The 13028-nt window shown below is 58.1% G+C and carries 10 protein-coding genes; 7 read left to right on the top strand and 3 right to left on the bottom strand.

Annotated features, from left to right (window positions below; all coding sequences use genetic code 11):
- Positions 1-248 precede the first annotated feature (248 nt).
- From ACQY1L_RS22765 to ACQY1L_RS22745, 5 genes are all read left to right on the top strand, one after another.
- Positions 249-1556 (top strand): ABC transporter substrate-binding protein, encoded by a 1308-nt coding sequence (locus ACQY1L_RS22765; RefSeq protein WP_430244739.1) that lies wholly within the window; start codon positions 249-251, stop codon positions 1554-1556.
- A gap of 122 nt (positions 1557-1678) precedes the next feature.
- Positions 1679-2560 carry a branched-chain amino acid ABC transporter permease gene (locus ACQY1L_RS22760; RefSeq protein ID WP_192078684.1) on the top strand — a complete coding sequence of 294 codons (882 nt, stop codon included), beginning with the start codon at positions 1679-1681 and terminating at the stop codon, positions 2558-2560.
- Positions 2557-3519: a branched-chain amino acid ABC transporter permease gene (locus ACQY1L_RS22755; protein ID WP_430244737.1), complete on the top strand. Its 963-nt coding sequence runs from the start codon at positions 2557-2559 to the stop codon at positions 3517-3519. Before ACQY1L_RS22760 ends, ACQY1L_RS22755 begins: the two co-directional genes overlap by 4 nt.
- Positions 3507-4241 carry an ABC transporter ATP-binding protein gene (locus ACQY1L_RS22750; RefSeq protein WP_430244735.1) on the top strand — a complete coding sequence of 245 codons (735 nt, stop codon included), beginning with the start codon at positions 3507-3509 and terminating at the stop codon, positions 4239-4241. The genes ACQY1L_RS22755 and ACQY1L_RS22750 overlap by 13 nt, the downstream gene beginning before the upstream one ends.
- Before the next feature lies 1 nt (position 4242).
- A complete protein-coding gene (locus tag ACQY1L_RS22745; protein WP_430244733.1) occupies positions 4243-4941 on the top strand; it encodes an ABC transporter ATP-binding protein in 699 nt (232 codons plus the stop codon).
- A gap of 38 nt (positions 4942-4979) precedes the next feature.
- On the opposite strand, the gene ACQY1L_RS22740 is transcribed toward ACQY1L_RS22745, so the two are convergent.
- The 3 genes from ACQY1L_RS22740 to ACQY1L_RS22730 all read right to left on the bottom strand — a co-directional run bounded on the left by ACQY1L_RS22740 (position 4980) and on the right by ACQY1L_RS22730 (position 9759).
- Positions 4980-6689, bottom strand: coding sequence for an ABC transporter ATP-binding protein (locus ACQY1L_RS22740; RefSeq protein WP_430262057.1), 1710 nt, complete (start codon positions 6687-6689; stop codon positions 4980-4982).
- 178 nt (positions 6690-6867) lie between these two features.
- Positions 6868-8295, bottom strand: a complete 1428-nt coding sequence (locus tag ACQY1L_RS22735) for a mannose-1-phosphate guanylyltransferase/mannose-6-phosphate isomerase (RefSeq protein WP_184655292.1) — start codon at positions 8293-8295, stop codon at positions 6868-6870.
- A 39-nt stretch (positions 8296-8334) separates the two neighbouring features.
- Positions 8335-9759, bottom strand: coding sequence for a phosphomannomutase (locus ACQY1L_RS22730; protein ID WP_430244729.1), 1425 nt, complete (start codon positions 9757-9759; stop codon positions 8335-8337).
- Positions 9760-10003: 244 nt separating this feature from the next.
- Between ACQY1L_RS22730 and ACQY1L_RS22725 the strand changes: the two genes are divergently transcribed.
- Positions 10004-11542 (top strand): O-antigen ligase family protein, encoded by a 1539-nt coding sequence (locus ACQY1L_RS22725; RefSeq protein ID WP_430244727.1) that lies wholly within the window; start codon positions 10004-10006, stop codon positions 11540-11542.
- Between the two features lie 225 nt (positions 11543-11767).
- Positions 11768-12970 (top strand): polysaccharide biosynthesis/export family protein, encoded by a 1203-nt coding sequence (locus ACQY1L_RS22720; protein WP_174197882.1) that lies wholly within the window; start codon positions 11768-11770, stop codon positions 12968-12970.
- Positions 12971-13028 lie beyond the last annotated feature (58 nt).

Raw genomic sequence — 13028 nt, 5'->3', positions numbered from 1 at the left:
CGGCAACGGGTTCATCCTGCGTCTGGTGGCGTGATCGGCTGAAACATCATGCCGGGATGGAGAAGCGTATTCCATACCACGACATCTTCGCTCAGACTGGGCCTCGTGCCGCTCCTGTCAGGTCTCCTGATCAGCGGAATTCTTTGCTATAGGACATGGTAGGGCTCTTATTGTCGGTGGCACCTGGTAGACCATCGACTATCGCATCAGCATGATGGGCGTCAGTACGGTTGAGAGGAAAATTTCGAATGACCGACAAGACTTCAGCACCGAAAGCGTCGGTGACCCGCCGGACGACCCTTCTTGGAATGGGCGCGGCAACGGGTGCGGGCATTCTGTCTTCCGTCTCACCGGGCTTCGTCCGATACTCGCACGCCCAGACCTCCGCCCCGATCAAGCTCGGCTTTGAATGCCACCGCACCGGTATCGGCGCATCCTATGGTCGCTGGTACGAGCGTGTCGCACGGGCTGCCGTCAAAATCATCAACGAGGAGGGCGGCATCAACGGTCGTCCCGTGGAACTGATCGTTGAAGACGATGGCACGGATCCGAAACGAGGCGCCGAAGTCGTCGAGAAATTCGCGACCCAGCATAAGGTCGATGCTGTGTTCGGAACGCTGTTTTCACACGTCGTCGTCGCCGCCGCGCCGCGGGCGGGCGAATTGAAGATGCCCTATCTCGTGGTGTCGGAAGGCACCCACGTGTCTTCGGGCAGCCTCAACCGCTACTGCTTCCAGCCCGGCATCACCGACGTTCGCAGCCAGGTCACGTCAGTGGCACCTTGGATCACGCAAAACCTCGGCAAGAAAGTCACGATGATCTTCCCGGACTACGCCTTCGGCTATGACCACCGCGATAATCTTCCGCCCGCAATCAAGGCGCAGGGTGGTGAGGTCGTCGAGATGATTGCGGTGCCACCGACGGAAACATCGTTTACGCGCTACCTGCCGCGAATTCCCGCAGACACCGACGTGCTCTACCACATCATGGTCGGTCCGGCGGTTCTCACCTTCGTCACCGAGCTCGGTCAGTTCTACGGCTCGCAGCGACCCCAGATCTTCGGCTTCATCGATAGCGTCGAGGCCGTCGATCTTTCGACGCCGCAACTGAGCTTCCTCGATGGGACCTATTTCTGGGAGGGCATGCCCCGCTACGCCCAGAAGGACCAGAGCGAATGGGACAAGTTCTATCGCACGGCAGTCGGCGTCAACGAGAATGGTGCAAGCATCGCCGATCCGAAGGACATCGCCACCTACGCCCATATGTACGGGGTCTGGGAAACGCTGTTCACCATCAAGCAGGCGATGCAGGCATCCGGATATAGCGGCCCGCAGGACAAGGCCAAATTCATCGAAGCCCTGGAAGCGATCGAGACATTCCAGGAAGGCCGCGACCATCCGCAGGGCAACAAGATTTTCAACGGCAAGAACCATCAGGTTTACGGCCATCAGAACATCTCGAAGGTCGAAGGCGGCCGGATGGATGTCGTGCACCGGACCTCGATCGAAGACGGCATGTACGAGGTGACGGCGGACTACACGAAGATGTCCCTCTGACCCCTGCTTTCGGAAGGGATCGGTTGACCGGTCCCTTCGCTCTTCACCCCGCGTCGTTTTTCCTGTCTAACCGCAGCAAATCAGGCAAGGGGACAGTCGTGTCCGTGCATAGGAGCTAGGGTTTGGCGTTCGGTCCGTTTCTGCTGCTGGCGACATTGGAAGGACTGCTGCAGGCCGCGGTCCTCACATTGACCGCACTCGGCCTGTCTCTGGTGTTCGGCGTCATGCGCGTCGTCAATGTCGCCCATGGCGAATTCTATATGCTCGGCGCGGTCGTTGCCTGGTGGGTGGCGTCGATGTTCTCGCTGCATCCGGCAGTCGGTTTCTTCGCAGCGCTCGTCATCAGCCCGCTGATCGTCGGCGCGATCGCGTTCGCCAGCGAGCGGCTGATCCTGAAGCGCCTGAACTACGATCCGGAATCGACCATCGTCGCCACGATCGGCATGCTCTATATCATCCAGCAGACGGTCCTTTTGACCTATGGTCCGGATGCGCGTCCGGTGTCGGCTCCATTCTATTACCGCATCCAGCTGCCGTGGTTCGGCTATTCCGGTTACAACCTGTTCGTCATTGCAGCGGCGATCGTCTTGCTGCTGGCGGTCTGGTTCGTGCTGAGCCGCACCCGGCTCGGCCTCATCATGCGCGCAACGCAGTTCGATCGCGAAATGGCGCAGGCTTTCGGCATACCGATCGAACGCGTCTATGCCTTCGTCTTTGCCGCCGGCGCCATGCTGGCGGCGGTCGCTGCGGTGCTGATCGTGCCGATCCGTCAAGCCCATTATCTGATGGGGCTCGATCCGTTGCTTCTCTCCTTCATCGTCGTCATCCTTGGCGGCCTTGGCAGTCTGCGCGGCACCGTCATCGCAGCCCTCCTGATCGGACTGAGCGACGGCATCATTTCGATGTTCTTCTCACCAACGCTTGCAAAGATCATCTCGACCCTGCTTGTCGCCCTTGTGCTGGTGTTCAAGCCGGAAGGTCTGTTTGGGGCAAAGGCGCGATGAGAAGCGAAAACACCATCCGCGTCATCGCGCTTCACGTGGGCGTGCTGGCAGCTCTCTTTCTTGTCCAGTTCGTGCTGCCCGATTATCACCACCTCGCCCTGACCCGCGTCATGCTGTTGGCGATCTATGCCATGGGCTACAACATGCTGTTCGGCTATACGGGCCTGCTGAGCCTCGGACATGCGATGTTCTTTGCCGCCGGTCTCTACGGCGCCGGCATGACGGCCTATTACACCGATCTCGGCGTGCCGCTCGCGTTTCTCATCGGAATTTGCTGGGGTGCAGCCCTGTCGCTCGTCATCGGCGTGATCGCGCTGCGCACGACAGGCGTGGCCTTCATGATTGTCACCATGATGTTCGGCCAGGTTGCCTATCTCACGATCACCTACTTCACCGACTATACCCGCGGCGAAGAAGGCCTGACGATGCCGACCTCTGCGCGCAGTTTCGATCTCCTCGGTCTCCACGTCGACCTGACGAATGCCGTCCAGCGCTACAATCTGGCGCTCGGCCTTCTGGCTTTGACACTGCTCGTCATCTTCGTCGTCGTGCGGGGACCAATCGGCAGGGTGCTGATCGCGATCCGCGAAAACGAGACGCGCACGCTGATGCTGGGCTTCGACACATTCAGGATGAAACTCGGTGCGCTCGTCCTTTCTGGCACGATCTCTGCGATGGCCGGTGCCGCCTACGGGCTAATGTTCGCCTATGTCGGCGCTACCTTTGCCACCATCCAGTATTCGATCGAGGCGCTGCTCTTCACATTGCTCGGCGGTGCCGGAACCGTCCTCGGGCCGCTGCTCGGCTCGATCCTGATGTTCTACATGATCGACATCACCAGCGAATACACGCAGGCCTATCTGCTCGTGACCGGCGTGGCCCTGGTTGTTCTGGTCCTCTTCTTTCCGAAAGGCATTCTGGGGACGATCCGCGAAAGGTGGCTGCCATGGCTTCCGTGAGCCTGCTTTCGACAAAAGCACTCAGCCGCCATTTTGGAGGGCTGAAAGCCGTCGACAATGTCGACTTTACCATCATAGAAGGCGAGATCCGCGCGCTGATCGGACCGAACGGTGCCGGAAAGACGACGTTCGTCTCGCTGCTCGCCGGCCGTATCGCGCCGAGCGTCGGGTCGATCGAGTTCCTGGGCAAGGACATCACCGACCGACCGGCGCATAAGCGCGTGCGCGACGGCATTGCCTATACATTCCAGATCACCAGCATCTATCCGACGCTGACCGTGTTCGACAACGTGGCGCTGTCTGCACAAAGCGCGCTGAGGCGTCACCCCGGCTCGAAACAGTCTGACATTGCCGAGAAGGCAAGTGAAGCCCTGGACCGCGTCGGACTTGCCGATCGAATGGGAGAAAAGGCCGGGACCATGGCCTATGGCCACCAGCGGCTTCTTGAGGTCGCAATGGGACTGGCGTTGGAGCCGAAACTCCTGATCCTCGATGAGCCGACGCAAGGCTTGTCGGATAGTGAGATTGAAAGTTTCTGCCGGCTGGTGAAGGAAATCGCTAGGTCTGCAACGGTGCTGCTGATCGAGCACAACATGCCCGTCGTCATGCAGCTCGCCGACACGATCACGGTGCTCAACCACGGTCAAATCCTCGCCGAGGGGCCGCCCAGTGACATCCGTGCCAACGCAGCCGTGCAGGCAGCCTATCTGGGAACCGGTTGATATGCTCGAAGTCTCCAATCTCGATGTCTACCACGACAGCAGCAAGACGCTGCAGGGTATGTCACTGACGCTGCAAAAGGGTGAGGTTCTCTGCCTGCTCGGCCGCAATGGTGCGGGCAAGACGACGACCCTGCGTGCGATCATGGGTCTCGCAACGGCCGGTGCCGGAAGTATCCGGCTCGATGGCACCGAAATTTCGGCGCTGCCGGCGCACGAACGGCCACGCCTCGGCATCGGCTACGTGCCTCAAGGCCGCCGGTTGTTCTCAGAGCTGACCGTGCGCGAGAACCTCGAAATCGGCATGATGACGCGGCGCAGTCCGCAGCGCGTGCTCGACGAAACGCTTTCGCTGTTTCCCCGGCTGCAGGAGCGGCTCGGCCAGGTGTCCGGAACACTGTCCGGCGGCGAGCAGCAGATGCTGGCGACCGCGCGCGCCTTGTGTATCGATCCCAAGGTCATCCTGCTGGACGAACCGACCGAAGGGCTGATGCCCTCGATGATCGCCACGATCCGTGATGTCGTGGTGACGCTGCGCAACCAGGGGAAAGCAATCCTGCTGGTCGAGCAGCGGGTCGAAGCTGTGTTGTCGATCGCCGACCGCGTCTGTTTCGTCGAGAACGGCAAGGCGCAGGCGGTTATGCCGGTTGAGGCGCTGAGAGCCGATCCTTCTCTTTTATCCCGCTACGTCGGTGTCGGCTAAGGTCGGGCGATCGTGAGCGGCTCGATCGTGATCGCCGATCAGACCTGGCCGGAATGCAGCCGGTTATAAGCGCCCCGACGTTCGATGAGGTCCTGATGGGTGCCCTGTTCGGCAATTCCAGAATCATCAATGACGACGATTCGATCGGCGCCCTGGATCGTGGCGAGGCGATGGGCGATGATCAGCGTCGTCCGCCCCTGCGACAGTTCGGCAAGCGATCGCTGGATCGCGCGCTCGGTTTCAGTGTCGAGCGCCGAAGTCGCTTCATCGAGGATCAGGATAGGAGGATTTTTGAGGAACATGCGGGCAATCGCCACCCGCTGCTTCTGGCCGCCGGACAATTTCACACCGCGCTCACCGATGACCGTATCGAGACCCTCCGGCAGGTTTGCCAGCATGTCCTCAAGACGTGCGCGGTGCGCGGCTTCGACAATATCAGCCTCGGAAGCGCCCAGTCTTCCATAGGCGATATTTTCCCGCAGCGTACCACCGAACAGGAAGACATCCTGCTGCACGATGCCGATCTGCTGGCGAAGGGATTCCTTCGTCATCTTGCGGATGTCGATCCCGTCGATCGTGATGCTCCCCGACACGACTTCGTAGAACCGCGGAAGAAGCGAGCATATGGTTGTCTTGCCGGCGCCCGAGGGCCCCACGAACGCGATCGTCTCGCCAGCGAGGATATCGAGGTTGATCTCTTCGAAGACAGTCTTCGTCGCGGTGTAACCGAACGTCACGGACCGGTACGCGATCTCGCCTTTCAGGTGATCAACGGCGACCGCATCCGGTGCATCGGCAATATCTGGCTCCGTATCGATCAGTTCGGTAAACCGTCTGAAGCTGGCGATCCCCTTCGGATAGGTCTCGATCACCGAATTGATCTTTTCCACCGGACGAAAGAAGATGCCGACGAGAAGCAGAAAACCGATGAAGCCGCCCGCCGTCAGCTCGCCGGCGAGCACGAAATAGGCGCCGGTCACCATCACCACCATCTGGGTCAGCCGCATGCTGAGGTAACTCATGGAGCTGGTGGCGGCCATTAGCTTGTAGGCTTCCAGCTTCACGCGGCGATAGCTTTGGTTGTCCTTTTCGAACAGCGCGCGCTCGTGACCCTCGTTGGCGAAAGCCTGCACGACACGCATACCACCGACGTTTTCCTCAATGCGTGCGTTGAACTCGCCGATCCGGCTGAAAAGCCGATGGAAATTTTCAGTCATGCGGCCGCCAAAATGGCTTGTTGCCCAGGCGGTCACAGGAACGATGGTCGCAGTGATGACCGCCATCTGCCAATTGACTGAAAACATCAGCAGCAGAGCGCCGACAAAGGTCATCAGCGCAATGAACAGGTCTTCAGGCCCGTGATGCGCGACTTCGCCGATTTCCTCCAGGTCCTTGGTCAGGCGCCCGACGATATGACCAGTTTTTTGATTGTCAAAATAGCCGAACGACAGCTTCTGCAGGTGGTTGAACGCCGCCCGCCGCATGTCTGTCTCGATATTGATGCCGAGCATATGGCCCCAATAAGTGACCACGGCCATCAACCCTGTGTTGAGGACATAGATGACGAGAAGGCCAGCGGACGCGAGGATGATCAGCAGCCATTCCTGGCTCAGCAGAAGCCTGTCCACAAACAGCTTCACCGCCATGGGAAATCCAAGCTCGAGGAGGCCGGACACGATGGCGCAGCCGAAGTCGAGGAGGAATAGGCCCTTGTAAGGCTGGTAATAGGAGAAGAAGCGGCGAAGCATGCTGACCTGCAGACGATGTCACATCCGGCCTGCAGCGATGCAGGCCAGATGTGAGAACATGAGTAGCCTTCTCATATTCGAAAAGCCGCCGGAAAGGATAGTGCCGTTATGCCACGGCACGCCATTCACTTCGTTCAGGCGGTCTGCAAGCAGCACGTCGCCGTCTGCGGGGTCTTGATCAGCCCCGTCCGAACTCGTCGACGATGCGGATAATGTCGTCTTCCCCAAGATAGGAACCGGTCTGGACCTCGATCATTTCAAGCATGATCTTGCCGGGGTTGGCCAGGCGATGGACTTCACCCTGTGGAATGTACACGCTCTCGTTTTCGCGGACCGTCTGCACGGTGTCACCGATCGTCACCTCGGCCGTGCCCTTGACGCAGATCCAGTGCTCCGAGCGGTGGTGATGCTTTTGGAGAGAGAGCTTCTTGCCTGGCGTCACAAACAGCCGTTTCACCTGGAACCGATCGCCGTTGAGGATCGAGGTATAGCCACCCCAGGGGCGGTAGGAGGTTGGATGTGTTTCGGTGAGAGCCGAAGTCGCCTTGGCGGCGGCGAGTTGCTTGACGATGTTGCCGACGTTCTGACTGTCGTCGAGGCGGCCGACATAGACAGCGTCCTCGCTGGCGATGACGGCAATTCCATCCACACCCTGCACGGCCATATGACCGTGGCGCGACAGGACGAGCGAGTTCTTCGTGTTGATCAGCGTCGCGTTGCCGAGCGCGACATTGCCATCGGCATCCTGCTCGCCCAGCTTCCAGACCGCATCCCAGCTGCCCATGTCTGACCAAGTGAAGGACGCCGGCACGACAGCAGCGTTTGCTGTCTTTTCCATGATCGCATAGTCGACCGAGATGTTCGGGCTGGCCGAAAACGATGCCTCGTCGAGGCGCAAGAAATCGAGGTCACCGGATGCCTTTGCAACGGCAGCGCTTGCAGCTTCAGCAACAGCGGGCGCAAAGCGGGCGAACTCGCTGAGAACCACGCCGGCCTGGAACATGAAGATGCCGGAGTTCCAGACAAAACCACCGCTCGCCAGCATCTTTTCAGCGTCCGGCAGGGCAGGCTTTTCGACGAAGCGCTTTACTGTGTTCGCACCGCTTGAGAGCTGGTCACCGATCTCGATATAGCCATAGCCGGTCGAAGGCTCGGTCGGTGTAATGCCGAAGGTGACGAGCTTGCCGCTTGCTGCCGTCTTGCGTGCGGTCTGAATGGCATCGAAATAGGCCTTGCCCGCTTCGATTTCGTGGTCGGAGGCCAGCACCTGCAAGATCGCGTCGTCGCCGAACTTCTCGGCGACGAAGGCAGCGGCTGCGGCAACGGCCGGTGCCGTGTTGCGCGCGGACGGCTCCAGCATGATCGCCGTGAGTGGCAGGCCAAGCTCGCGTGCCTGTTCGGCGGCAAGGAAGCGGAAATCTTCGTTGGTGATGACGATTGCAGGCTCATAGAGCGTCTCGTCGGCAACACGCGCAAGCGTGGACTGGAACAGCGTCTGGTCGCCGACGAACTGTATAAACTGCTTTGGTGCAGAAGACCGTGACAACGGCCACAGCCGCGTGCCCTTGCCGCCTGCCATGATTACGGGAATGATCTTGCCAACCATAGTCTCAGTCTCCACTGACGCTTTTGCTTTTGAGATTTGTCATCGGTTACGTTCTGCCGCCCAACGCCGAATGAGATCAAGCCCTTGAGCCAACAATTCCAAGGCGGCCCGTTCATCCGGCGCTTCGACGTAGCAGCGCATTTCCGGAGCATTGCCAGAAGGACGAAGATGAATGATCCGCCCGTCTTCGAGTGTCGCGCGAAGCCCGTCGATGTCGCTTTTCACAGCGACCGAGCCGATCGGTGCGAGGAAAGCAGCAAGGTTGTCGTCGGCTGCGCGCAGATGCGCCATCAGTGCCGCACTCGTTTCAACGGGGAAGTTTTCCAACCGGTCCGCCGCTGCAAAAGCAAGCGGATGATCGGCAACAACACGCGACAGCGGCTGCTTGGCTTTCGCCACAAGCGAAAGCGTCGCGAGCGCGGGAAGGAAACTGTCGCGAGTCGGCAGCGCCTTCAATGTGCCTCCGGCTACTGTGAAATCGGAGCCGGTCAACGTGCCGCCATTTGCCTCAAAGCCAACGATCGCCGTTTCACCGGCGTCGGCAGCGGATTGCATGGCCGCAATCACGAAGGGAGAGCCGACCTTCGTCCTGACAACCCTGTAATCGCCGGCAGATTCTATCCGTGAATTGGACGTGACCGGCGTGGCGACCACCTTGGCATGAAGGAAGTTTGCCGTGATGAGGCCCAGCAGATCGCCTCTGAGCGGCTGCCCCTTTTCGTCTGCGACGAGCGGGCGGTCGCCGTCACCATCCGCGGACACGATCGCGTCGAGATGATATTGTGGGGCCCAACCCTGCAGCAGCGCAATCGTCTCGGCAGAGACGGCTTCCGTATCGACGGGAATGAAACGCTCAGAGCGTCCGAGCGGCACGACCTGCGCCCCCAGCTTTTCAAGAACCTGAACGAAGAGATCGCGCGCGACTGTGGAATGCTGATAGACGCCGACACGCAATCCGGCCAATGCATCCGGAGCAAGCAGCATGACGTTCCGTTCGACGAAAAGTGCTTCGGCCTCCACGTGCTGATCCGAAGCTTCGCCCGGAGTGGCGTCGATCTCTTCATCTGCCATGGCGCCGGCGATCGCCGTGATCCGGATCTCGTCCTGTTTGTCGATCTCACCATCGGCACGGTAGAATTTGATGCCGTTGCGATCATCCGGGATATGCGATCCTGTGATCATCAGGCAGGCAGCCGAGAGCTTCATACCGTATAGTGCAAGCGCGGGTGTGGGAACGGCACCGCAGTCGATCGCGCAGAGTCCTGCTCGCTGCAGGGCGCCGATACATGTTGCCGATATACCGGGGCTCGAAGCGCGAAAGTCACGACCAACCAAGACCGGATCACCCGGTTTCGCAAGCCCGGCCTCAAGAAGATGGCGCGCAAACGCCGTCGCATAGAGCGCCGAGGCTCTCCCCTCGAGGTCAACGACAAGACCGCGAAGGCCGCTTGTTCCAAATTTCATGATGCGTCTGTTTCGATTGGATGGATCAATGGTTGCGGGACCCAATACCATAAAAATATGGGAGGTAGCTATAGATGCCCGCTTGTTAAAAGCGAGAGTATATAATTAAATATAGTTAACGCTGATGGAGTGCGAAATCCCGTGGTTCATTCAATACTGATCGATTTCTAAAGTATAGTCTATCTCGTGTGCCGTATGTTTTCGAGCGCTAACCAATATCGAAAATCTAGGATTAGGAGAGATCGTGCAAGATCGTCAAGAAAATTTGCTCCAAAAAGATTTAAGCTGTCGATCCATTCTAGTTTTGCACTGGTCAGCATTCGCGTTGGTGCTTTTGAATTTTGGCGCCGTGCAAATTTCCACTCTCGCGATCTACGGATTAGCAAGTGCTCTCCTGCTTTGTATCGCCGTCTTCGTCCGAGGGATCCCCAAGGCAGGGGAGCCGGCAGTGAAAGCGGCTATCGTATTGGCTCTGGTCGCCTTCGCATGGGTAATGTTCCAGACTACTCCGCTGCCTGAAGCAATCTTTAGTCAACCGTCGTGGAGAGACCTGGCCAAGTTTCAGCTCGATGCTTCCCCGGTGATATCCTTGACGCCTGCGGATGACTGGGCATCTTTGCTTCGTTTCCTCGTGCCGGTTGAGGTCTTTCTGCTCGGGATTATTTTGTGCGACAGCGACGAACGAGCTATCGCCACCCTCAAAGGCCTGGCGATAGCAGGAGCCGTTGTCGCTCTTCTCTCCATCGCCCAATTCCTGATCGCGCCCAATACACTCCTCTTCATCGCAAAGACGGCTTACCTCGACAGCCTAACCGGCTTCTTTGTCAATCGGAACACCGCCGCAACCTATTTCGGGATTGTCGCCATCCTGAACTATGGAATCCTTTCGTCTCACCTGCGGTGTGTTGGGGTCCGGCGAATTCTCACGTCGCTGGATCAAGGCAGGGGTCTTCCATTCGATCAACGAAAGGCAGTTCGAGGAGCACTAAGCTTTGCGATACTGTTTATGGTATCGGTCACGGCTCTTGTGCTGACGAAGTCCCGGGCCGGGGTTGCGGCAAGTTTTGCCGCGCTTCTGTTGATGACCCTGTTGTTCGTGTTCAGATCTTCGCAGAACAAGCATCCTGTCCCTGCGCTTCGGAGTACCGGCCTTAGATCCATTCGCGTTGGCGCATTTCTGATAGCGATTGCTTTAACCGGCCTATTCGCAGCAGGCTTCCTGTCGTTTTCTGGGAGAGCTTTGCTCCGAGCAGAAGTGCAGGGCGCAAGCGACGGCCGCTTTTGCATCATGCCGGGATTGGGCTCGGGGGTATCCGATCATTTTCCGTTCGGGACCGGACTGGCAAGTTTCGAAACCGCTTTTACAGCGTATCGCGATCCGGACTGCGGCGTCTATACGGTTTGGAATCGTGCCCACGATGTCTATCTCGAAGCGGTCTTCGCGTTGGGCGTCGCCGGCATATTCATTATCGCGTTTGGACTGGCCTTTATCTTATCGTGCCTCGTCAGAGGAATGGCAGCGAGGCGTCGCCTTCGTTATGTCCCGGAATCCGGCTTCGCGGTGGTGTTGCTGCTTCTCGTTCACTCCGCCTTCGACTTCTCAATCCAGATCTCCGGCCTCGCCATTTTCGTGGCTGCGACCTTGGCGCCGATCGTCGTTGTCTGCGTTGCCGATCTAAAAGTCGGGTCGAAAAACAGGCGAAATCGAACGATCCAAACAAGTGTGGCGGGGCAATTGCCGTCGGCGGCCAGCCTGCGAGATAAACAGTTGCCTGCTGCTTGAGATATGCAGCTTATCCAAAGCATCTACATTAGTAAGATAAATTCTATTGTACTATTTTATAGCTTAGTCACAAATAATATATATAATTATTAGTTAAATCTGTGATTTATCAGCAACAAATCTTCGTTTCGTTCCAGATTTATTTGTTACGTTCTAATCTAAACTAGAAATAAATAATCTCGTGTGCAATTTTCGCTTGGGGCTTCTAAGGGGACACACGTGAAAATCAAAACCGCATCGACTTTTGTTCTTGTGGCGACGTCATTCCTGTCGGGATGCACGGCGCTGCCAAACTCTGGACCAGATTCTCGGCAGGTGGAGGCGCAGGCAACTGCAAAGGTTACATCAGCCAAAAAGGCACAGGCCGTCGGGATCGACTATGCTCTCGTCGACATTAGTAAATCTGTGCTTGCTTATGTAGAGGATACAAAGGCGACCTCCCTCAAAGGGGGGTTCGGCGGCGGTCGTGGCGGAGCCCCGAGCTTGCCGCTCGGCGTTGGTGACGTCGTTCAGGTCTCCGTCTTTGAATCCCAGTCCGGCGGCCTGTTTATTCCCAACGACGCCGGGAGTCGTCCTGGTAACTATGTGTCGCTACCGAACCAGACAATCGATCGGGAGGGTACGATCAGCGTCCCTTACGCCGGTCGTATCCCGGCCGCCGGGCGTCCGGTGGAGGACGTCCAGCGACAAGTTGAGGATGCACTCGCCAATCGCGCGATTGAGCCGCAGGTGTTGATCACGAAGGTCAGCAGCCGATCTGCTCAGGTCGCGGTTCTGGGCGACGTACGCTCGCCTGCGAAGATAGAGTTGACGGAAGCTGGTGAGCGCGTGCTTGACGTCGTTTCCGAAGCCGGCGGCCTGAGCTCGCCCGGCATCGAAACCTACATTACGCTGCAAAGACGCGGAAAATCGGCGACTGTCCTTTACGATTATCTGGTCGCCACGCCGTCTGAAAACATCTATGTCGCACCTGGCGACACCATTCTGGTCGATCGTGAACGTCGAACCTACCTTGCATTTGGCGCCTCGGGTCTCAATGGCAGGTTTGACTTCGAGGAATCGAAGCTGACCCTTGGTGAAGCACTGGGGAAGGCGGGCGGATTGCTGGACTCGCGTGCAAATCCGGCGCAGGTCATGCTCTACCGCACAGTCAAGAAAGACTTCCTGGCTAAGCTGGGCGTAGATACCAGTCGGTTCAGCGGCGAAATGGTTCCCGTCATCTTCAGAGCCAATATGAGAGATCCTTCGGCTCTCTTCGCTGTCCAGAAGTTCCCGATGCAGGATAAGGACACGATCTATGTGTCCAACTCCGACTCCGTCGAAACGCTGAAGTTCCTCAACATCCTGAATTCTGTGACGTCGACTGTCGCTGGTGTTCCGTCGGATGCCATCGCCACCCGCGATGCTGTTCGAGAACTCGCCCCGTGAGTTTTGGCCTCAAATTCACAAGTTAACAGTAATTTAATCTCTCTATTGATGATTTTTT

Origin of the sequence: Neorhizobium sp. DAR64862/K0K3 (assembly GCF_050500185.1) — a bacterium.
GTDB classification, from domain to species: domain Bacteria; phylum Pseudomonadota; class Alphaproteobacteria; order Rhizobiales; family Rhizobiaceae; genus Neorhizobium; species Neorhizobium soli.
Note: the sequence above shows the minus strand (reverse complement) of the source record. Positions and strands in the feature narration are given on the sequence as shown.